This is a genomic window from Vibrio sp. NC2 (assembly GCF_025195005.1).
GTDB classification, from domain to species: Bacteria; Pseudomonadota; Gammaproteobacteria; order Enterobacterales; family Vibrionaceae; genus Vibrio; species Vibrio splendidus.
In genome coordinates this window covers 23,420-43,922 of the sequence record NZ_JANVFC010000014.1, presented here as the reverse complement: position 1 = coordinate 43,922, position 20,503 = coordinate 23,420, and the positions used below count along the sequence as shown (strand labels likewise).

Annotated in this window: 20 protein-coding genes and 1 other RNA gene; 14 read left to right on the top strand and 7 right to left on the bottom strand. The window is 45.5% G+C overall.

All coding sequences use genetic code 11. The annotated features are described in order from the left end of the window. Entirely contained in the window at window positions 1–2,259 is a 2,259-nt protein-coding gene (parC, locus tag NX845_RS16735) for a DNA topoisomerase IV subunit A (RefSeq protein ID WP_004736005.1), read from the top strand. 194 nt (window positions 2,260–2,453) lie between these two features. On the opposite strand, the gene degS is transcribed toward parC, so the two are convergent. The 3 genes from degS to zapG all read right to left on the bottom strand — a co-directional run bounded on the left by degS (window position 2,454) and on the right by zapG (window position 5,614). After that, window positions 2,454–3,518, bottom strand: a complete 1,065-nt coding sequence (gene degS / locus NX845_RS16730; RefSeq protein ID WP_004736004.1) for an outer membrane-stress sensor serine endopeptidase DegS — start codon at window positions 3,516–3,518, stop codon at window positions 2,454–2,456. Between the two features lie 158 nt (window positions 3,519–3,676). Further along, window positions 3,677–5,032 carry a Do family serine endopeptidase gene (locus NX845_RS16725; RefSeq protein WP_004736003.1) on the bottom strand — a complete coding sequence of 452 codons (1,356 nt, stop codon included), beginning with the start codon at window positions 5,030–5,032 and terminating at the stop codon, window positions 3,677–3,679. 126 nt (window positions 5,033–5,158) lie between these two features. Further along, window positions 5,159–5,614, bottom strand: coding sequence for a Z-ring associated protein ZapG (zapG, locus tag NX845_RS16720; RefSeq protein ID WP_004736002.1), 456 nt, complete (start codon window positions 5,612–5,614; stop codon window positions 5,159–5,161). A gap of 219 nt (window positions 5,615–5,833) precedes the next feature. Here zapG and zapE point away from each other — a divergent pair, with 219 nt between their 5' ends. From zapE to sspB, 8 genes are all read left to right on the top strand, one after another. Beyond that, window positions 5,834–6,937, top strand: a complete 1,104-nt coding sequence (gene zapE / locus NX845_RS16715) for a cell division protein ZapE (RefSeq protein WP_017077674.1) — start codon at window positions 5,834–5,836, stop codon at window positions 6,935–6,937. Between the two features lie 246 nt (window positions 6,938–7,183). Beyond that, window positions 7,184–7,612 (top strand): 50S ribosomal protein L13, encoded by a 429-nt coding sequence (gene rplM / locus NX845_RS16710; protein WP_010434689.1) that lies wholly within the window; start codon window positions 7,184–7,186, stop codon window positions 7,610–7,612. A gap of 15 nt (window positions 7,613–7,627) precedes the next feature. Continuing rightward, window positions 7,628–8,020 (top strand): 30S ribosomal protein S9, encoded by a 393-nt coding sequence (gene rpsI, locus NX845_RS16705; protein WP_004740758.1) that lies wholly within the window; start codon window positions 7,628–7,630, stop codon window positions 8,018–8,020. Window positions 8,021–8,351: 331 nt separating this feature from the next. Next, window positions 8,352–8,942, top strand: coding sequence for a ubiquinol-cytochrome c reductase iron-sulfur subunit (petA, locus tag NX845_RS16700; RefSeq protein WP_017072804.1), 591 nt, complete (start codon window positions 8,352–8,354; stop codon window positions 8,940–8,942). Beyond that, complete coding sequence (locus tag NX845_RS16695) at window positions 8,942–10,207, top strand: cytochrome bc complex cytochrome b subunit (RefSeq protein ID WP_004729830.1); 1,266 nt, start codon at window positions 8,942–8,944, stop codon at window positions 10,205–10,207. The genes petA and NX845_RS16695 overlap by 1 nt, the downstream gene beginning before the upstream one ends. Continuing rightward, window positions 10,204–10,941, top strand: coding sequence for a cytochrome c1 (locus NX845_RS16690; RefSeq protein WP_004729828.1), 738 nt, complete (start codon window positions 10,204–10,206; stop codon window positions 10,939–10,941). Before NX845_RS16695 ends, NX845_RS16690 begins: the two co-directional genes overlap by 4 nt. Before the next feature lie 97 nt (window positions 10,942–11,038). Further along, window positions 11,039–11,674, top strand: coding sequence for a stringent starvation protein SspA (gene sspA / locus NX845_RS16685; protein WP_010434700.1), 636 nt, complete (start codon window positions 11,039–11,041; stop codon window positions 11,672–11,674). A gap of 6 nt (window positions 11,675–11,680) precedes the next feature. Further along, a complete protein-coding gene (gene sspB, locus NX845_RS16680) occupies window positions 11,681–12,175 on the top strand; it encodes a ClpXP protease specificity-enhancing factor (RefSeq protein ID WP_017077675.1) in 495 nt (164 codons plus the stop codon). 91 nt (window positions 12,176–12,266) lie between these two features. On the opposite strand, the gene NX845_RS16675 is transcribed toward sspB, so the two are convergent. From NX845_RS16675 to NX845_RS16660, 4 genes are read right to left on the bottom strand one after another with little or no spacing between them, the layout of a single operon-like run. Then, window positions 12,267–12,872 carry a BON domain-containing protein gene (locus tag NX845_RS16675; protein ID WP_004729818.1) on the bottom strand — a complete coding sequence of 202 codons (606 nt, stop codon included), beginning with the start codon at window positions 12,870–12,872 and terminating at the stop codon, window positions 12,267–12,269. A gap of 16 nt (window positions 12,873–12,888) precedes the next feature. Further along, window positions 12,889–13,479 carry a phosphoheptose isomerase gene (locus NX845_RS16670; RefSeq protein ID WP_004729817.1) on the bottom strand — a complete coding sequence of 197 codons (591 nt, stop codon included), beginning with the start codon at window positions 13,477–13,479 and terminating at the stop codon, window positions 12,889–12,891. Window positions 13,480–13,481: 2 nt separating this feature from the next. Further along, window positions 13,482–13,880: a YraN family protein gene (locus NX845_RS16665; protein ID WP_017084761.1), complete on the bottom strand. Its 399-nt coding sequence runs from the start codon at window positions 13,878–13,880 to the stop codon at window positions 13,482–13,484. Then, window positions 13,867–15,684, bottom strand: a complete 1,818-nt coding sequence (locus NX845_RS16660; protein ID WP_260257011.1) for a penicillin-binding protein activator — start codon at window positions 15,682–15,684, stop codon at window positions 13,867–13,869. The genes NX845_RS16665 and NX845_RS16660 overlap by 14 nt, the downstream gene beginning before the upstream one ends. A gap of 61 nt (window positions 15,685–15,745) precedes the next feature. Here NX845_RS16660 and rsmI point away from each other — a divergent pair, with 61 nt between their 5' ends. The 5 genes from rsmI (at window position 15,746) to NX845_RS16635 (ending at window position 20,502) form a co-directional block, all read left to right on the top strand. After that, entirely contained in the window at window positions 15,746–16,612 is an 867-nt protein-coding gene (rsmI, locus tag NX845_RS16655) for a 16S rRNA (cytidine(1402)-2'-O)-methyltransferase (protein WP_061024510.1), read from the top strand. Window positions 16,613–16,808: 196 nt separating this feature from the next. After that, window positions 16,809–17,248: RNase P RNA component class A (gene rnpB / locus NX845_RS16650), an RNA gene on the top strand. Between the two features lie 228 nt (window positions 17,249–17,476). Then, window positions 17,477–18,427, top strand: a complete 951-nt coding sequence (gene rsmH, locus NX845_RS16645) for a 16S rRNA (cytosine(1402)-N(4))-methyltransferase RsmH (RefSeq protein ID WP_004735996.1) — start codon at window positions 17,477–17,479, stop codon at window positions 18,425–18,427. A 3-nt stretch (window positions 18,428–18,430) separates the two neighbouring features. Continuing rightward, entirely contained in the window at window positions 18,431–18,748 is a 318-nt protein-coding gene (gene ftsL, locus NX845_RS16640; protein WP_004735995.1) for a cell division protein FtsL, read from the top strand. Beyond that, window positions 18,745–20,502: a peptidoglycan glycosyltransferase FtsI gene (locus NX845_RS16635; protein ID WP_004735994.1), complete on the top strand. Its 1,758-nt coding sequence runs from the start codon at window positions 18,745–18,747 to the stop codon at window positions 20,500–20,502. Before ftsL ends, NX845_RS16635 begins: the two co-directional genes overlap by 4 nt. Window position 20,503: the final 1 nt, after the last annotated feature.

Genomic DNA, 20,503 nt, shown 5'->3' with positions numbered 1-20,503 from the left:
ATGTCTAACGAAATTACATATGATGGCGTTGAACAGTTGCCAATGCGCAAGTTCACCGAAGATGCCTACTTAAATTACTCAATGTACGTGATCATGGATCGTGCATTGCCGTATATCGGTGATGGCTTGAAGCCAGTACAGCGTCGTATTATCTATGCGATGTCTGAGCTAGGCCTATCCGCTGCATCGAAATATAAAAAATCAGCTCGTACCGTTGGTGACGTGTTAGGTAAATATCACCCACACGGTGATTCTGCTTGTTACGAAGCGATGGTACTGATGGCGCAACCCTTCTCTTACCGCTACCCATTGGTGGATGGTCAAGGTAACTGGGGTGCACCGGATGACCCGAAATCGTTCGCTGCGATGCGTTATACCGAAGCAAAACTGTCGAAGTTTGCGGAAGTCCTACTTGGTGAATTAGGTCAGGGAACCGTTGATTGGCAACCCAACTTTGATGGCACAATGAAAGAGCCTCAGATGTTGCCTGCACGCCTTCCTCATATCTTGCTTAACGGCATCACAGGTATTGCGGTTGGTATGGCGACCGACATCCCGCCTCACAATGTACGTGAAGTGGCGAACGCGGCGATTCATTTGATTGATACGCCTAAAGCTGAACTTCCAGATGTGATGGGTTTCATTCAAGGTCCAGATTACCCGACAGAAGCTGAAATTATTTCGCCGAAGTCGGACATCGAAAAGATCTACCGTACAGGCCGTGGCAGCATCAAGATGCGCGCGGTATGGCACAAGGAAGGCTCTGATATCGTTATCACGTCTTTACCTCATCAAGTGTCAGGTGCGAAGTTACTTGAGCAAATCGCTAACCAGATGCGAGCTAAGAAGCTGCCTATGGTTGACGATCTGCGTGATGAATCAGATCACGAGAATCCAACGCGTATCGTCGTGGTTCCTCGTTCAAACCGTATCGACTGTGACCAACTGATGAGTCACTTATTCGCGTCGACGGATTTAGAGAAAAACTTCCGCGTTAACTTGAACATGATTGGTTTAGATAACCGTCCTCAAGTTAAAGGCTTAGTTCAAATTCTGAAAGAGTGGATTGAGTTCCGTCGTACGACCGTTCGTCGTCGTTTACAGTACCGTTTAGATAAAGTACTGGCTCGTTTGCACATCTTAGAAGGCTTACTTGCTGCTTACCTCAACATCGATGAGGTGATTGAGATCATTCGAACAGAAGACGAGCCGTGTCCTGTTTTGATGAACCGTTTCAACATTTCTGAAATTCAAGCCAATGCGATACTCGATATTAAACTTCGTAACTTAGCTAAGTTAGAAGAATTTAAAATTCGAGCTGAGCAAGAAGAGCTTGAAGCTGAACGTGAAAAGCTTGAAAAGCTACTCGGTTCAGAGCGTCGCTTGAATACCCTGATCAAAAAAGAAATCCAAGCAGATGCAGATAAATACGGCGATGATCGTCGCTCACCGTTGATTGAGCGTGCTGAAGCGAAAGCGCTAACAGAACGTGACTTAGTACCAAGCGAACCAATTACGGTTGTGTTGTCTGAGAAAGGTTGGATTCGTCATGCTAAAGGGCATGAAGTTGACGCTGAAGGCTTGAACTACAAATCAGGTGATAAATTCTTAGCAAGCACTAAGGGTAAGAGTAACCAACAAGCGGTGTTCCTCGGCAGTGATGGCCGAAGCTACTCCCTTGAATCTCACTCACTGCCATCGGCACGAAGCCAAGGTGAGCCAATTACAGGCCGCTTGAACGTCAGCCCTGGTACTTCTATTCGCCAAGTGGTGATGGGAGAGAATGAACAGCTATGGTTAGTCGGTTCTGATGCGGGTTATGGTTTTGTTTGTAAAGGTAGCGATCTGCTGTCTAAGAACAAGAGCGGTAAAGCGCTGGTTAACTTGCCACAAGCTTCTGAAGTGATGTTGCCAAGCCCGATTGCTGACTTGGACTCTAACCAGATTCTGGCGATTACTAACCAAGGTCGTATGTTGTTGTTCCCGATTAAAGACCTACCTCAGTTGAGCAAAGGTAAGGGTAACAAGATCATCAACATTCCTTCTGCGAAAGCAAAAGAGCGTGAAGAGTTTGTCTCGCATCTAATGGCTATCCCAGAGAATGCGACGCTGACAATTTATGCGGGTAAACGCAAACTTGGCTTGAAACCTGCGGATCTTGAAAATTTCCGTGGTGAACGTGGTCGTCGTGGTGGTTTACTACCTAGAGGACTACAACGAGTGACGCGCATTGATATCGATGAACCTAGCGACGCTTAGCTATGACACTTAGCTATGACACTTAGCTATGACACTTAGCTATGACGCTTAGTTATATAGTTAGTTTTCATTGAGTTTATAATTCGCTTGATTGATAAAAGAAAACCCAGCTTAAGAGCTGGGTTTTTTGTGTCTGGAGGTTTAACAGTGTGGGGTCGTTAACTTCATGCTAGCAATCAACATACGTATATAGGCTACAGGCGTGTATCTTCAGCGATAGTCACCTTGAGGGTCTTGTTTTCACCTTTGCGTAATACACCAACATCAATGACAGTACCTGGGCGCAGGTCAGTAACAATGTCCATTACGCTCTGTCGTCCGCTAATCTGGGTATTATTGATGCTGACAATAATATCTTGTGCTTCAAAGCCTGCATCAGCCGCAGGGCCGTTCGGGTCTATCCCTAGTACCACAATACCGCCGATATTCTTATTGCCGAGTAAGCGTGACGTCACCGAGTTGATGTCTTGTCCGTCTATGCCAATATAACCACGAATCACACGACCATCAGCGATGATTTTTTGCATGATTTTATTCGCTAGTGGGTAGGGGATAGCAAATGAAATCCCGTAGGTTTCCATGTCGGTAGCTTGTTGGAAAGACGCGGTATTGATACCGACTAACTCACCTTGTGAATTGACAAGTGCACCACCGGAGTTACCTTCATTGATTGCCGCATCGGTCTGGATAAAGGCTTGATGACCATCTGCACTGATTGAAGAGCGACCGGTTGCCGAGATAATACCAAAGGTTGTGGTTTGACCTAGGTTATACGGGTTACCTATAGCGAGAACCACATCTCCGACATTTGCAGTGTAATCTTGGTTCAGTGGAATCACTGGTAAGTTGTCACCGCTGACTCTGAGTATCGCGATATCGGTGCGCTTGTCTGAACCGACAAGCTGTGCGGCGGCTACTCGTCCGTCTTGAAGTGCCACAACTATTTGGTCGGCTTGAGCAACAACGTGAAAGTTGGTAATGATGTAGCCTTTTTCGCTAACAATGACCCCTGAACCCAAACCTTGAGTCAGTAGCTTATTGCGATCGCTTTCTGCGTATTTACGACTATAAATATTGACCACAGCGGGTGCAGCACGTCGCACCGCTTGGTTAAATGAGATCTGAAGAGAGCCAATATTATCGACTTGAGGACTAGTGACATCTGAAACTATAGCTGGCCTTAAGCTCGGAAAGGCGAGAAGAATAAGTGCCGCTGAAACGAGTCCAAGGGAAATAGAACGAAATAGAAAGGACAGCATGTTTCCCTCTTCAACAAGTAAGGTATGGAGCATCCGTCAATGGATGACTGACTTGATTACGAGTGAAGCATAGCATTTTGATTGATCTAAAGAAAAGGGAGACTGAGTAAGTTTAAAGCAAACTTACTGAGCCTCCCTGTAATTGCGCTGACGTATGACTATCGAATAACTAGATAGATAGTCCTGTCGCCTCTTTGGATATTAAGCGCCAACACGCCAGGTTGTTTTTCAAGAATCTTTCTAAATTCAGCAAGGTTCTTAACGGGTTGGCGGTTTACCCCGATGATGATGTCATCTTTAAGAAGTTGATAGGCTTCTGCTGGCGAACCTTGAGCGACACTTGATACCTTGACGCCTGTCGTTGAGTCGCTGTCGGTTGTGTTGGTGAGCTCTGCACCGGCAAGTCCTTCATGGAGCTTTTCAGCTTGTGTCTTACTATTGGTGGATTCACCCAGAGTCACATCAAAGGTCATATTCTTTCCGTCACGAACTACACCAAGTTCGATCTGTTTACCTGCGCCGAGGGTTGCGACTTTGGCTCTTAACTCGCTAAAAGTATCAATACGCTTACCATTAATAGAGACAATGACATCGCCCGCTTTCAGTCCGGCTTTGTCCGCAGCACTGTCGGGTACAATTTGGCTGACAAAGGCACCTTTGCTGGACTCATAACCAAGCGCTTCCGCCAATTCAGAGGTGACCTCTCCGCCTTGAACACCCAGCATACCGCGTTTTACTTCACCGAAATCGAGAATTTGTTCTGTCAGGTTTTTCATCATATTGGATGGGATTGCAAAGCCGATACCGACATTGCCTCCGTTAGGGCCAAGGATAGCCGTGTTGATACCAATCAGCTCACCGTTGAGATTCACTAACGCACCTCCAGAGTTACCACTGTTGATAGCGGCATCGGTTTGAATGAAGTTTTCAAAGTTCTCTAGATTTAGGCCGCTACGACCGAGTGCAGAAACGATCCCGGATGTCACGGTTTGACCGAGTCCAAATGGGTTGCCGATAGCGACACTGAAATCACCGACTCTTAACTTGTCGGAGTCTGCAACTTTTATCTGGGTAAGGTTCTTGGCTGTTTCGAGTTTTAATAGCGCGATATCCGACATCTGGTCGCCGCCGATCAGCTCGGCATCGTACTCTCGACCATCATGAAGTTTTACTTTGATATCGTCGGCACCATTGATGACATGGTAATTGGTGACAATATGGCCTTTCTTGGCATCAATGATCACACCAGAACCTAGCCCGCGGAATGGGCGTTCTCGTGTCTGTTCTGGACCAAAAAAGAATTGAAATTGTTCAGGGATTTGCTGACGTTGTACCTGTTTGCCTTCTACGGCAATACTAACCACAGCGGGGGTCACTTGTTCAAGCATAGGTGCAAGGCTTGGTAATTGTTCATTACCCACACTTAATGGCAGTGCGGCCGTTGCTTGAATGGGGGTGATGATTGAACTTAAGCTTAAAGTCAGTACCGATAAAGCAAGCAAAGGTTTTTTCATCATAAACTCCTCTCTAGTTAAGGTCTTGCCTCTCTCATATTTATGAAAAATATGAGAGGTTTCAAATGACCTGAGTGAAAGTTATGACTCAAAAACCTTTGTAAAGTTCACAGAAGTGTTAAATGTTTACGATGCTTTTGCTGTAACGACATCGGGAGCATCCATGATTTCTTTCTTCTGCTCTGTAAATAAACCGGTTGCGCCATTAGCGTAATCTTTCGGTTGTTCTTCAAGTGTCGCCTCTTTAACTGAAGGCTTGTCTTGTGGTTTATCCGAATGGGCTGCGGCTGTTTTCACAAATGGATTATCTTGCTCTGGCAGATTAGGGATCAGCTCTGAGCTTGTTTTTTCCATGTGTTGGTACAGTTTTGTGTAGTCCTTACCTAAGGTGTCCAACATTTCTGCTGATTTCGCAAAGTGGTCAGCTAGCTCTTGTCGCTGCTGTTCAAGGGCAAACTTTGCGCTATCTAATTCTTTCTGTACGTTCTTTTGTTTTTTGTATTCAGGTGTCATGAGACGAGAAATAGCGACCCCTAAAATAACTCCGACTAGTAAACCGGCAACGGCATACATCCAAGGCATAACAGCTCCTTATTATTGTTTTTTAACATGTTTGTTACTGCTTAGTTACACGTGATACGGCTCCATGGTACTATGAGAAAGCCGCAGTATAAAGAGAAATGCGTGTGCGCTAGTTAGCAGTTTGATGCTGCATTATTCACCGCATAGCGACATATCTCATACTGTTTGGGCTCATTTTTATTTGCTGTCTGATATTGCTTTCATTGTGGAAATGTCGTCATGAATCCCATTAAAAAATACGAACAAGATATAAAAGAACATGGATTTCAAAGAGATCCAGCGCAAGAGCAAGCCGTTAAATCTTTAGATGAACTCTTTCATCAATTCCAAGATTACATGAATACGCCTATTCCTCAACTGACTCGATTCCAGAAATTAATGGGCAAAAAGCCAGAACTGCCAGAGCCACCAAAAGGCCTCTATTTTTGGGGTGGCGTCGGGCGCGGTAAAACGTACTTAATGGATACGTTCTACGATGCCTTACCGACCACAAAAAAAATGCGTGTTCACTTTCACCGCTTTATGTATCGAGTCCATGATGAGCTAAGGGCGCTAGGTAATGTTAGCGACCCGTTGCCTTTAGTCGCAGATAAGTTGAAAGAAGAAGCGGATATTATCTGTTTTGATGAATTCTTTGTTTCAGACATCACGGATGCCATGATCTTAGGAACTTTGTTCCAAGAGTTATTCGCTCGCAACGTTATCTTAGTCGCGACCTCTAATATTCCACCTGCGGATTTGTATCGTAATGGGTTGCAGCGAGCTCGCTTCTTACCCGCTATTAAGCTTATTCAAGGCAATTGCCATATTCTTAATGTCGATAGCGGAATCGATTATCGTCTTCGTACGTTAGAGCAGGCTGAGATCTATCATTACCCGCTGGATAGCCAAGCGAACATCAACCTCGAAACATATTACGCGCAGCTAGTTGGTGAAGATAAAGAGAAACTCAAACAGATTGAGGTCAATCACCGTCAACTGGATGTAGTCGAAGCAAGCGATGGTGTGCTACATGGTACGTTTGCTCAGCTTTGTCAGTCGGCTCGCAGCCAGAATGACTATATTGAGCTGTCTAGGGTTTATCACACGGTTCTGCTGGCTGATGTGTTGCAAATGGGTGCGACTTCAGATGACGCAGCAAGACGCTTCATTGCGTTAGTTGATGAGTTCTATGAGCGTAACGTGAAATTGATTATTTCAGCGGAAGTGGAGCTAGAAAAGCTATATACCCATGGTCAGTTAGAATTTGAGTTTAAACGTTGTCAGTCGCGTTTGATCGAAATGCAGAGCCATGAATATTTGGCAAAAGAACACTTAAGTTAGCTTTGATTATCTCGAATAAGAAAGAGAATTAAAAAAATCGTGATTTTGTTCAAAAAGAGGTGATTTTTTCTTCGCTCTTCTCTATAATCCTGCGACCTACCGTTACTGCGGGCCTCTAGCGATGAGTAAAATCACGTTATGCCAAGAGTTTTCCAACACTCGAAGGGGTGATGATGGTAACTCTTAGACAGTGGGAATACGCGAGTATTCCTTAAGTGTAAATTTTTTAAATAGGTAATTATTAGCATGAAAACTTTCGTTGCTAAACCAGAAACTGTAAAACGCGACTGGTATGTTGTAGACGCTGAAGGCAAAACTCTTGGCCGTCTAGCAAGTGAAATCGCTTCTCGCCTACGCGGCAAGCACAAAGCAGAATACACTCCTCACGTAGACACTGGTGATTACATCATCGTTGTTAACGCTGAGAAAGTAGCTGTGACTGGTAACAAAGCTAAGGGTAAGGTTTACTACCGTCACTCTGAGTTCCCAGGTGGTCTTAAGACTATCACTTTTGAAAAGCTAATTGCTAAGAAACCAGAAATGGTTCTTGAACTAGCAGTTAAAGGTATGCTTCCACGTGGTCCTCTAGGCCGCGCGATGTACCGTAAGCTTAAAGTATACGCTGGTACTGAGCACAACCATGTTGCTCAACAACCACAAGTACTAGACATCTAATTGGGGATTAAGACAATGGCAGAGAATCAATACTACGGCACTGGTCGTCGCAAAAGCTCAGCAGCTCGTGTTTTCATCAAACCAGGCTCTGGTGAGATCGTAATCAACAAGCGTAGCCTTGATGTTTACTTCGGTCGTCCAACTTCTCGTATGGTTGTTAAGCAACCTCTTGAGCTAGTTGAACTAACTGAGAAACTTGACCTTTACATCACTGTTTCTGGTGGTGGTATTTCAGGTCAAGCTGGCGCAATCCGCCACGGTATCACTCGTGCTCTTATGGAATACGATGAAACTCTACGTCCTGCTCTACGTGCAGCTGGCTATGTTACGCGTGACGCTCGTTGCGTTGAACGTAAGAAAGTTGGTCTACGTAAAGCACGTCGTAAACCTCAATTCTCTAAGCGTTAATTTTTCCTTACCGAAAAATACACGCGACCAGTTTTATTACTGGAATTGTGGTTCAAAGCTCGGCTATATGCCGGGCTTTTTGTCTTTCTGGCCCCCGCTAAACGCTTCCCCCTCCTCGTTTTATTCCTAAATTCTTATATTTTGAAAGCTTTTGTAACCCAATGTGCGCTTTGCCTCATGATTGTTACAAAAAGGTAGCTTTATCTTGTCAAAAAGTAGGGTTTTATTTATCATTTGCCGTCAATAAATAGAACTAAATACATATTTTGTTAGCCATGCTCTTTAATCGGAATTATTTCAATCCATAAGGAGCAAATGGGAGAATGTTTGGATGAGCAACGCGCCTTTAAATAACGGTCGCAGGCGTTTCTTAACCGCAACAACAGCCGTTGTTGGTGGTTTGGGAGCAGCTGCTGTAGCCGTGCCTTTTATTAAATCATGGAACCCGAGTGCCAAAGCGAAAGCTGCGGGCGCGCCGGTGGAAGTGGAAGTCAGTAAGTTAGAACCGGGACAAATGGTTCGTGTCGAGTGGCAAGGTAAACCTGTATGGGTTGTACGCCGTGCTGAGTCGGTACTAGAGAACCTAAAAGCGATCGGTGGTCAACTTCGTGACCCTCAATCTGAAACTGAACAACAACCAGACTACGCACAGAACGAGTTTCGTTCTATTAAGCCGGAGTTCTTCATTGCTGTTGGTTTCTGTACGCACTTAGGTTGTTCTCCAACTTACCTGCCAGATTCTTTTGCAGAACAAGTTCAGGGCGTTAAGTCTGGTTTCTTCTGTCCTTGTCATGGTTCAAAGTTTGATATGGCAGGTCGAGTATTCCAAGGCGTACCAGCTCCATTGAACCTTGTAGTGCCAAAGCATATGTATTTGAGTGACACTAAGATCATGATCGGTGTGGACGAGGGAGACGCATAATGCAAGGATTGCTTGATTGGGTAGAAAAACGTCTACCCGCAATGAATGCTTATAAAAAGCATTTATCTGAATACCCAATGCCTAAGAACTTTAACTTTTGGTACCTTTTCGGTTCTTTGGCAATGTTGGTACTGGTTAACCAAATCCTTACAGGTATTTGGCTAACAATGAACTACGTTCCGTCTGGTGATGGCGCGTTTGCATCTGTTGAATACATCATGCGTGATGTGGAATACGGCTGGTTACTGCGTTACATGCACTCGACAGGTGCTTCGGCATTCTTCGTGGTTATCTACCTGCATATGTTCCGTGGTCTAATCTACGGTTCTTACCAAAAGCCTCGTGAGCTACTTTGGCTCTTCGGTATGCTGATCTTCTTAGTGCTTATGGCTGAGGCTTTCATGGGTTACTTACTACCATGGGGGCAAATGTCTTACTGGGGTGCTCAGGTAATCATTTCTCTGTTTGGTGCGATTCCTGTTATTGGTGATGACCTAACGCTTTGGATCCGTGGTGATTACATCATCTCTGGTGCAACGCTGAACCGTTTCTTCGCACTGCACGTTATCGCTCTACCAATCGTACTTCTGCTGCTTATCGTACTTCACGTACTAGCACTGCACGAAGTGGGTTCGAACAACCCAGACGGTATCGAGACTAAGCTTCCTAAAGGCACAATGGGCGACGACTACAAAACTCAGTTCCCATTCCACAAGGATTACACTAAGAAATACGACATCATTGACTCTGTTCCTTTCCACCCATACGGGACGGTGAAAGATATGGTCGGTGTTGCTGGTTTCCTATTCTTGTTCTGTTACGTGTTGTTCTTTAACCCAGAGATGGGTGGATACTTCCTTGAGCCGCCTAACTTCGAAGCTGCTAACCCACTGAAAACACCTGAGCATATTGCTCCAGTTTGGTACTTCACGCCGTTCTACGCTGTACTTCGTGCTGTTCCTGATAAGCTGATAGGTGTAGTTGCAATGGGTGCATCTATTGTTGTGCTATTCCTACTGCCATGGTTCGACCGTTGTAAAGTGCGTTCTTACCGTTACCGTAGCAAACTGCATTTGATTAACATCATCCAATTCACAATAAGCTTTATTGCGCTTGGTGTACTTGGTGCGCTTCCAGCAACGCCAACGTATACGCTACTGGCTCAGATCTTTAGCTTAGGTTATTTCATGTTCTTCGTTCTACTGTGGTTCTACAGTAAAAATGAAGCGACGAAACCATTACCAGAAAGGGTGACATTCAAATGAAAAAGTGGATTGTAATTTTATTTGCTATGTTGCCGTCACTGGCGATGGCAGCGGGTGCAGGCGTACCATTAGACAAAGCAAACAATGATTTAACAGATAAAGCCTCATTGCAAAATGGCGCTAAGATGTTCATGAACTACTGTTTTGCTTGTCACTCAACGCAGTACCAGCGTTATGAACGTGTTGCGAATGATTTAGAGATCCCTGTAGATCTAATGAAGGAAAACCTGATTTTCGACCCTGAAGCGAAAATCGGTAGCTTGATGGTTAATGCTATGCCCTCTGATCAAGCGGCAAGTTGGTTTGGTGCTCCGCCGCCAGATCTAACTTTGGTTGCTCGTGTTCGTGGCGCAGATTGGCTATACACGTACCTTCGTACCTTCTATGAAGACCCATCTCGTCCGTTTGGCGTGAACAACATTGTTTTCCCAAGTGTTGGTATGCCGCACGTTCTTGAAGAGCTGCAAGGTATTCCAACACCAATCTACGATACTCATATGGTAGATGGCGAGGAAGTGACAACTGTTGTTGGCACTGAAACTGACGGTTCTGGCGAATTAAGTGCTGGTGAATACGACGAAGCCGTTCGTGACCTTGTTAACTTTTTGGTTTACTCGGGCGACCCAGTTCAACTTGAGCGTCATGCAATGGGTTGGTGGGTAATGGCCTTCTTAGTAATCTTCACTATCATCGTGATTTTGCTGAAGAAAGAGTATTGGCGTGATGTGCACTAATTGTGCTATAATACCGTGCTAATTCCCAAATTATGTTAATGTTCAATGGAGGCTTTAGGCCTCCATTGTTTTTATTTAAAGTGTACTGGAGGGCTCCATGGCTGTAGCTGCCAATAAACGTTCTGTAATGACTCTTTTCTCAAGTGCTTCTGATATGTATAGCCATCAGGTGCGCATTGTTCTTGCTGAAAAAGGCGTAAGTGTTGAAGTTGAGTTGGTTGATGAAAAAAATCTACCAGCAGAGCTTGTTGAACTGAACCCGTACAAATCAGTACCTACTCTTATTGATCGTGAGCTTGCTTTATATGACTCAAAGATCATTATGGAGTACTTAGATGAGCGTTTCCCTCATCCACCGTTGATGCCTGTATACCCGGTTGCTCGTGGTAATAGTCGTCTAATGATGTACCGCATTGAGCGTAACTGGTATTCAGTTGCAGAGAAGATCGTTAAAGGCAATGCTGAAGAATCTGAAGCTGCTCGCGTTAAACTGCGCAACGACCTACTGACTCTTGCTCCTATCTTCGCTGAGTATGAATACTTCATGAGCGAAGAATTTAGCCTAATTGATTGTTACCTAGCTCCGCTACTATGGCGTTTACCTGAGCTTGGTATCGAATTAATTGGCCCTGGTTCTAAAGAGCTTAAGATTTACATGAACCGCGTATTCGAACGTGATTCATTCCTAGCTTCTCTAACTGAAGCTGAGCGTGAGATGCGACTCGTTCGCTAAGCGTTTATGGATATTTCAAATATGACTCCACGCCGACCATATATGCTTCGTGCATTTTATGAATGGCTGGTTGATAACGAATTAACTCCACACCTTGTTGTTGAAGCAACATTGCCGGGTGTAAGAGTTCCAGAAGAGTTTGTTCAAGATGGTCAGATCATTCTGAACATCGCGCCTCGTGCGGTTGGACAACTTGAACTGGGTAACGAAGCTGTGACGTTTAGTGCTCGCTTTAGTGGTCGCCCACACTCTGTGATCGTGCCGCTTTACGCAGTACAAGCGATTTATGCTCGTGAGAATGGTGCTGGTACCATGTTTGAACCTGAAGAGGCTTACATGGAATCTTTTGAAGAAGGGATTGAAGAAAGTCCTTTTGAAGAACAAGAGAAAGGCCCATCTTTGAGCGTAGCAACGGCAGACTTAGATGCTGAAGAGCCTGACTCAGATCCTGAGCCTCCTCGTCCAGCAAAAGGTCGCCCAAGCCTTCGTGTTATCAAATAACGTTAGCTAAATAACGACTCAAATAAAAAAGCAGCGACTCGTCGCTGCTTTTTCTTTTCTGCTAAATAGCATTTAATTGGCTTGCTTAAGGCTAGTTAACGGCCGTCTCTTCTTCGCCATATTCAAACGCTCGAATCACCTGCTTTACGCCTGAAACATTACGCGCAACTTCTGTCGCGATATCAGCATGCTCTCGAGATACTAACCCAAGTAAAAACACCTCTGAATCTTCAGTGATGACTTTAACCTTGATGCCGTTGAGATCAGCGTTTGCTAGAAGGGCTGATTTCACCTTGGTAGTAATCCAGCTGTCGTTACTAATAGCACTGATGGTCAATGGCTCTTTTACTCGCACCTGATTATGGATGCTTTCTACGCCTGCCACTTCTTTGGCTTGGTTTTCAAACGCGCGACGCTCTGAGTCAGTGGTCGCTTGCCCCATCAATACAACCGAACCTCGGTAAGAGCTCGCTGTGATACGAACGTTGCCACGATATGGCTGCTTGTTGGTGATGGCTGCGACTTCAAATTCGATATTGTTATCGTTCCAGATTTGTTTGGTGGTTCGTGTGTCAGTGACTAAGTTCGCTGTGGTTGCAGCACCAGCAATGAAAATGCCAGCACAACCAGACAGGGACAGTGTAAGTAGCGAAACACTAATCAGCTTAAACAGCCTCATAGAGGTTAATGATTTCATTGTGATGCTCCGTATATCACTCTTCGTGAGCAGGGAAGAGTACTTGATCGATTAGGTCACATAAGCAATGCAGTGTCACCATGTGTACTTCATGAATGCGTGCTGTACGGTGTGAAGGGATACGAATTTCTACATCGTGTTCGCCCAGTAAGCCTGCCATTTCACCACCATCTTTACCCGTAAAGGCGATGATCGTCATGTCACGTGTTACCGCTGCTTCCATCGCTTTGATGATGTTTTTGCTGTTACCGCTAGTAGAGATAGCCAGTAAAATATCGCCAGTTTGACCAAACGCACGTACCTGCTTAGAGAAGATCTCTTCGTAGTGATAGTCGTTGGCTACTGCCGTTAGCGTGGTGTTGTCTGCTGTGAGAGCCATTGCTGGGAGGCTAGGGCGCTCGGTTTCAAAGCGATTAAGTAGGCACGATACAAATTGCTGAGCATTCGACGCCGAACCACCATTACCACAACAAAGAATTTTGTTTCCGTTAAGCAAGGTCGCAACCATTGCTTGAGCGGCATGCGTGATTGCGTCTGGCAGTGCTTCTGCAGCCGCAATTTGGATCTGAATACTTTCTGTAAAACTTTCTTTAATGCTGTCTAGCATGTTTATCCTTGGGTAATCGCGTTTTGAATCCAGTCGATATTGTCATTCGGCCCTTCTATGGCAACGATATCAAACCTGAAATCTGTAGAGTGCACCGACAAGCCTTGCTGCATAAGCCAAACATTGGCTGTTTTGAGCAGCTTCTGTGACTTCTTTGCTGTCACCATTTCGGCGGCATGTCCGTAGCGGGTTTGCTTGCGGTATTTTACCTCAGCAAACACAACCGTATTGTTATGGCGCATTATAAGATCAATCTCGCCACATTTAGCTATGAAGTTTTCTTGAATTAACGATAACCCGTGGCCAACTAAATAATTTTTAGCCACGGTCTCGTATTTATCACCCACTTGTTTGTGGGTGATTGTTGGTTTGGACAGGAACTTTCGGCTAAAAAGCCCCATGCTCTGCCCAGCTGATTTCACGTTGAACAACACAGTTGTTGTCGATGGTTAACACGCCGGTTTCACCTGGAATGCTGTAACCCTGTATGGCTTTCATCTGTGGCAATGCATCCATTAGGTAGTAGGCATCCATCCCCAGTGCTTGCAGACGTTTTTGGCCGTTTGAATGTGCAGGCCATAGGTCGTTTAGCTCTTTGTTAAGCTCGTTCTTGCTCTCAACCAATAGTGGGATGTCACTGTAGAACACACCCGTTAGATCTTCGTACTGCTTGTCACCGCTGTTGCTGCGTGAGTTTGAGAACAAGGCTGGTTGGTCAGCATCTGGGTTAATCGCGACTTCAATGAAAGGCTTAATCAACGTAAGCTCTGAGTTCTTCGCCACAATGTAAACAGAGTCGATATCACGACGGCTGCGCGGTTCAGTTTCTAGGTCTAGGTTAAGTAGCCCGTCCATTTGAGCGATACGTTGTTGGCTCTCTTGTAAGCCGAATACCTGATTCACATTGCGCTGAAGTTGGCGCTTGTCAGAGAATAAGGTAATCGCGACTTCGTTGTTGCTGTATTTTTTCCACTCTTTCTCAAACGCTTGCTTAACGCGGTCACCTAAACGCCCTTTTGGCGCAAGAATAAGCGGGTACTTGTAGCCTTGAGCAAAAAGGTGTTTCGCTGCCTGAGCGACTTCTTGCTCTGGCGATAGAGCGAGATAGCAAATATTGGTATCAGGTTCTAGCTGCGTCGGAATATTTAGAGCTAAAGCTGGAATCGAATTTTCGTGGTTTTTCTGCGCTTGCTGAAGCTTGGTAATATTGCTCTTAATCAGCGGGCCAACGATGAAATCTACCTTATTCTCTTCCAGTGTCGCTTTAATTTCAGCAGCACTTTGTACGTTGGTGTCCATAACCGTTAGCGTTGCGTTTTCTTCGCGCTCTTTGTCATTCATCATCGCAAAGATGAAACCATCACGCACAAGCTGTGCTTGCTTGCCGTACTTACCCGTGAGCGGCAGTAATAGCGCAGTGCTGGTTGGTTTGCTGATCTCTAGCGCCAATATGTCAGTGATCGCCTGAGGTGTGTATGTTGCTGCAGGGTGACGAGAGTTCTCAGCCAGCCAATCAGACAGAGTTTTCTGTAGGTCTGGAAGGTTAGAGTTCAGCGTCTTCATATAAATAGCCAGCTGTAACCAACCTGCTAGAACGTCTTCTGTCGGAGAAGTCTTAAGTTCTAGAATCTCATATTGAGAGTAGCTATTCAGGTTCTGCCAAATACGGTCGGCAGTTATCTGTTGGCTTTCGTCATCAGCGTCTACGTATTCTGAATAAAGGACTAACTCACGGCTTGCTTCGAAATACTCGCTTTGCATTTCAGAAATGTTAGCGCGTAGCTCGTGATAATCTTTCCACTGCTCGTTCGGAAGCTTCCACCAAGGCTGAAAGTTCAGCTGGCTGTACGCTTGCTGTGGTTGCGAGTTATTCACCAGCAGTTGAGCGCGAGCTAATTGCCATTCTGCTTGTTGAACTTCACTCAGCTCTTGTTTGGCTAAGCGCTTGATAAGCAGAGTTGCTTGATCGGTTTTTCCAGCTTGCACAGAAGCCTTAAGTGCCATGATTAACCAGTCGTTTTGTAGACTTCCTTTGCTACTATCCGCCTGCATCATGTAACTTTCAGTTGATTGCGCTGGATCTAGTGTAATATCAACACGCGTTGGTGCTTGAGGACCTGAAGAACAAGCCGCCAATGTAATTGCTAATGCAATTGGAGTTAGTAAGCGTGGTACACTGAGTCTCTTATGGTTCATCGTTGCCATGAGTTCTTTAAATTCCGTATAAATTTGTATCTATATTAATCGTTGAAGTGATGGTAAACAAATGACAGATAACAAAACCTTGCTCACAGAGAGCCCAACTCTCTACATTGTGCCAACCCCAATCGGAAATTTGGGAGATATCACTCAAAGAGCAATTGAAATTTTATCAAGTGTCGATGTTATTGCAGCCGAAGACACACGCCACACGGGTAAGCTGCTTGCTCACTTCAATATATCCACCAGAACGTTCGCTTTACATGATCATAATGAACAAACTAAAGCGCAAGTTCTAGTCGAAAGGTTATTAGAAGGTCAGTCTATCGCATTAGTCTCTGATGCGGGTACTCCTTTAATCAGTGATCCAGGTTACCATCTTGTCTCACAATGTCGTCAAGCGGGTGTGAGAGTTGTGCCACTTCCTGGTGCTTGTGCTGTGATTACCGCACTCAGTGCGTCAGGTTTACCGTCAGATCGTTTCAGCTTTGAAGGCTTCTTACCACCAAAGAGTAAGGGTCGTAAAGACAAGTTCTTAGAGATTGCAAAAGCAGAGCGCACATGTATTTTCTACGAATCACCGCACCGTATTACGGATTCTCTGCAGGACATGTTAGAGATCTTAGGACCCGACCGTGAGGTCGTGTTGGCTCGTGAGCTAACCAAGACATTCGAAACCATTCAAGGATTACCATTAGGTGAGTTGATTGAATGGATAGAAGAAGACTCGAACCGCAAACGTGGTGAGATGGTGTTACTGATCCATGGTCACCGTGAAGAAGCGAGCACCGATCTGCCAGACGAAGCAACTCGCACACTAAGCATTCTAACCAAAGAGCTACCCCTTAAAAAAGCGGCGGCGATGACAGCAGAAATTTACAATCTGAAAAAGAACGCTTTATACAAATGGGGCTTAGAGCATCTAGACAACTAGAGAACTCTTTATAGGCTAGATACCTATTTATAGAGTAGATAACCTTTATTGAAAAAGCTTCTGAGGAATGATGGTATTACCGTTATTCCTCTTTTTTTGTCTGAATTGTGTGAAATTCACGCAGTTGCTTAGAGGTTTGCAGCATATTTGTGATCTCGCTAGACACTGCGCACTAATCTCTATACAATCCGCCCTCGGAGTTGAACGGGTAATCGCTGCTTTGCTGATGTCCTTCGGGAGACTGACGTTGAGGTCCTTCGGGAAACTGACGTTGAAGTCCTTCGGGAGACTGGTAGAGGGGAGGAACGTCCGGGCTCCATAGAGCAGGGTGCCAGATAACGTCTGGGGGGCGCGAGCCCACGACAAGTGCAGCAGAGAGAAGACCGCCGATGGCCTCATTTCTTCGGAAGAGGCACAGGTAAGGCTGAAAGGGTGCGGTAAGAGCGCACCGTGCGACTGGCAACAGTTCGTAGCAAGGTAAACTCCACCCGGAGCAAGATCAAATAGGCCCTCGCATTGCGCTGCTCGCGTATGGGGGCGGGTAGATTGCTTGAGCCTGTGAGCGATTGCAGGCCTAGACGAATGGTTACCGCCGCGCAAGCGGAACAGAACCCGGCGTATGTGTCAACTCCACCTATATAAAGAACCCATCATTACTTAACGGTAGTGATGGGTTTTTTGCTTTATATTGACGTAAATGATTTAGATTTCCTTAGAATCCTTCACCCTGATATGAGCTTGGGTCAAAATTTCCCAAAGCCTATACACAATATGGTGGAGATACGGCGTGAAATCAGTACACTAAAACGTTAATAGAACAAATTATTGCCGAACTAATGGCTCAATCCACTCACTGAGAAGACTATGACAGAAGCATTCAAACATATTTCAGTATTGCTTAACGAATCTATTGACGGACTTGCGATCAAACCTGACGGTACCTACATTGATGGTACTTTTGGCCGTGGTGGTCACAGCCGTACAATCCTGTCTAAACTGGGCGAGAATGGACGACTCTTTAGTATCGACCGCGATCCACAAGCGATTGCTGAAGCTCAGAAGATTGATGATCCTCGTTTTACGATTATCCATGGTCCATTTTCGGGTATGGCTGAATATGCAGAGCGTTATGACTTAGTCGGTCAAGTGGATGGCGTATTGCTGGATTTGGGTGTTTCTTCACCACAGTTGGATGATGCTGAACGTGGCTTTAGCTTTATGAAAGATGGTCCGCTGGATATGCGCATGGACCCAACAACAGGTGTTCCTGTCTCTCAGTGGTTAGTTGAAGCGGATCTTGATGACATTACATGGGTTATTCGTGAGTTCGGTGAAGACAAACACGCTCGTCGTATCGCGAAAGGCATCATCGCTTATCAAGAGAATGAAGAGAACGAACCGCTAACGCGTACTGGTCAACTGGCTAAGCTTATCTCTGATGTCGCTCCAAAGAGCTTCAAAGAGAAAAAGCACCCAGCGACACGTGCTTTCCAAGCATTCCGTATTTACATCAACAGCGAACTTGAAGAGATTGATACCGCACTGAAAGGCGCAGCAAGCATTCTTGCTCCTCAAGGTCGTATTTCTGTTATCAGCTTCCACTCGCTTGAAGACCGCATGGTGAAGCGCTTTATCCGTAAAGAGAGCCAAGGGCCACAGGTTCCTCACGGTTTACCGCTAACAGAAGATCAAATTAAAGCTTTAGGCAGTGCCGATCTAAAACCAATTGGTAAAGCGATCAAGCCTTCTAAAGATGAAGTGGATGAGAATACTCGTTCGCGTAGCTCAGTACTACGAATCGCAGAAAAGCTATAGTCAATGAAGACCTCCAAGCCTAACTTAGCCAAGATAATATTTTTTGATTTGATATCCGTGGGCAAGGTTCCATTGGTACTTCTTATCTGTATCTTTGCGAGTGCGATGGGGGTCGTTCTTACGACACATAATTCACGTCAGGCGATCACGAAAAAAGACATGGCATTAGTGGAACGAGAACAGCTTGATGATGAGTGGCGAAATTTAATGCTTGAAGAGACGGCTTTGGCTGAACATAGCCGCGTTCAAGCATCGGCAAAACGAGAGCTCGACATGAAACGTCCAGACTCTGACAAAGAAGTTGTGATCACACTGAAATGACCGGTAAAAAGGAAAAATCACCCGCCAAACCCGTTAAGAAATCAACGAAAGAGCGAGTGAAGAGCGAAAAGGATTCGGATCCAATTCTTATTAAATGGCGTTTCAACGTCGTTATTGCTTTCGTGTTTCTTGCCTTTGCTGCACTCGTTGGTCGTGTGGCTTACATCCAAATTATTGAACCAGATAACTTAATCCGTCAGGGCGATCTTCGCTCGGTACGTGTTAAGGCTATTCCTTCTGCCCGCGGCATTATCTCAGACCGCAATGGCGAACCGCTTGCTGTGAGTGTTCCAGTTGAGGCGGTATGGGCCGACCCGAAAACGATTTTCGATAAAAATGGTATGGCCCAGATTGATCGTTGGTATGCGTTAGCTGATGTACTTGGCTTAGAACGACAATCGATGATCGACAAGATCTCTAGCAACAAATCCCGCCGATTTGTTTACCTACAAAGACAAGTTAGCCCAGCGATGGCTAAGTATATTCGTGAACTAAAGCTGGTGGGTGTTGGCCTGAAAGCGGAATCTCGACGTTACTACCCCGCAGGCGAAGTCAGTGCACACCTTATCGGTGTTACCGGAATTGACGGGCACGGTTTAGAAGGCGTTGAACGCAGCTATGACAAATGGCTCACGGGTGAAGCAGGTAAGCGGACGATTCGTAAAGATCGCTATGGACGCGTTGTTGAAAACATTGCTTTAGAAGAGCGTGAAGAAGGCAAACCACTCGAATTAACGATCGATCAACGATTACAAGCCATTGCTTATCGAGCGATTAAGCAGGCCGTGGCCGATCACAAGGCGACTTCAGGCTCTGCGGTATTACTCGATGTGAAAACGGGTGCCGTGTTAGCCATGGTTAATGCCCCTTCTTATAATCCGAATAACCGAGCTGACTTACAAAGCTTTAAGATGCGTAACCGCGTTCTGACTGATGCAATGGAACCTGGCTCGACCGTGAAACCTTTTGTGGTTTTGGCGGCGCTGGAGAACGGCACTGCAGACCCAGATATCGTGATTGATACTGGCAATGGCATTATGCAGATCGGTGGTAGTCGTGTACGAGATTCTTCTAAAGTCGGTAAGGCTGACTTAGCGCTGATCCTCAAGAAGTCGAGTAACATCGGTGTTGCTAAATTGGCGCTTAACATGCCACTTGAAGCCTTGCTTGGGATGTACAGTTCGGTTGGTCTAGGCGAGATGTCTGGGCTGAATTTGGTTGGTGAAACGAGCGGTATTTTCCCGAATCGCCGTCGTTGGTCAAAGTTTGAAATTGCCACCTTAGCGTTCGGTTATGGCTTGTCTGTTACGCCGATGCAGTTGGCACATGCCTATGCGACGTTAGCTAACAAAGGTTTGTATGAGCCGATTCATATTATTAAGAGTAACGACCAAGATTTTTCTAAGCAAATCATCAAGCGCGAGAACGCTGAACTGGTTTTGAATATGCTAGAAGGGGTGACTCAAAAAGGTGGTACGGCGACAAGAGCTGCCGTTCCGGGTTACCGCGTTGCAGCCAAAACGGGTACCTCTCGTAAGGCTGAAGCTGGCGGCTACAGTGATGAATACATCGCGGTTACCGCAGGCTTTGCTCCAGTTAGTGATCCAAGAGTGGCATTGGTTGTTGTGGTCAACGAGCCTCAAGGCGACCTTTACTATGGTGGTTCAGTCGCAGCCCCCGTCTTTTCTGAAATCATGAAGGGCGCACTGCAAATAATGAACGTCCCCGCTGATGAAAATAAGTTTCAAGAATAGA

Coding starts and splice junctions, on each gene's coding strand:
- NX845_RS16670 (WP_004729817.1), bottom strand. CDS start 13,479: ATGCTAGACAGCATTAAAGAAAGTTTTACAGAAAGTATTCAGATCCAA.
- rplM (WP_010434689.1), top strand. CDS start 7,184: ATGAAAACTTTCGTTGCTAAACCAGAAACTGTAAAACGCGACTGGTAT.
- NX845_RS16675 (WP_004729818.1), bottom strand. CDS start 12,872: ATGAAATCATTAACCTCTATGAGGCTGTTTAAGCTGATTAGTGTTTCG.
- NX845_RS16665 (WP_017084761.1), bottom strand. CDS start 13,880: ATGGGGCTTTTTAGCCGAAAGTTCCTGTCCAAACCAACAATCACCCAC.
- rpsI (WP_004740758.1), top strand. CDS start 7,628: ATGGCAGAGAATCAATACTACGGCACTGGTCGTCGCAAAAGCTCAGCA.
- ftsL (WP_004735995.1), top strand. CDS start 18,431: ATGAAGACCTCCAAGCCTAACTTAGCCAAGATAATATTTTTTGATTTG.
- degS (WP_004736004.1), bottom strand. CDS start 3,518: ATGCTGTCCTTTCTATTTCGTTCTATTTCCCTTGGACTCGTTTCAGCG.
- rsmH (WP_004735996.1), top strand. CDS start 17,477: ATGACAGAAGCATTCAAACATATTTCAGTATTGCTTAACGAATCTATT.
- parC (WP_004736005.1), top strand. CDS start 1: ATGTCTAACGAAATTACATATGATGGCGTTGAACAGTTGCCAATGCGC.
- rsmI (WP_061024510.1), top strand. CDS start 15,746: ATGACAGATAACAAAACCTTGCTCACAGAGAGCCCAACTCTCTACATT.
- NX845_RS16635 (WP_004735994.1), top strand. CDS start 18,745: ATGACCGGTAAAAAGGAAAAATCACCCGCCAAACCCGTTAAGAAATCA.
- NX845_RS16695 (WP_004729830.1), top strand. CDS start 8,942: ATGCAAGGATTGCTTGATTGGGTAGAAAAACGTCTACCCGCAATGAAT.
- NX845_RS16690 (WP_004729828.1), top strand. CDS start 10,204: ATGAAAAAGTGGATTGTAATTTTATTTGCTATGTTGCCGTCACTGGCG.
- NX845_RS16660 (WP_260257011.1), bottom strand. CDS start 15,684: ATGGCAACGATGAACCATAAGAGACTCAGTGTACCACGCTTACTAACT.
- sspB (WP_017077675.1), top strand. CDS start 11,681: ATGGATATTTCAAATATGACTCCACGCCGACCATATATGCTTCGTGCA.
- sspA (WP_010434700.1), top strand. CDS start 11,039: ATGGCTGTAGCTGCCAATAAACGTTCTGTAATGACTCTTTTCTCAAGT.
- zapG (WP_004736002.1), bottom strand. CDS start 5,614: ATGCCTTGGATGTATGCCGTTGCCGGTTTACTAGTCGGAGTTATTTTA.
- NX845_RS16725 (WP_004736003.1), bottom strand. CDS start 5,032: ATGAAAAAACCTTTGCTTGCTTTATCGGTACTGACTTTAAGCTTAAGT.
- zapE (WP_017077674.1), top strand. CDS start 5,834: ATGAATCCCATTAAAAAATACGAACAAGATATAAAAGAACATGGATTT.
- petA (WP_017072804.1), top strand. CDS start 8,352: ATGAGCAACGCGCCTTTAAATAACGGTCGCAGGCGTTTCTTAACCGCA.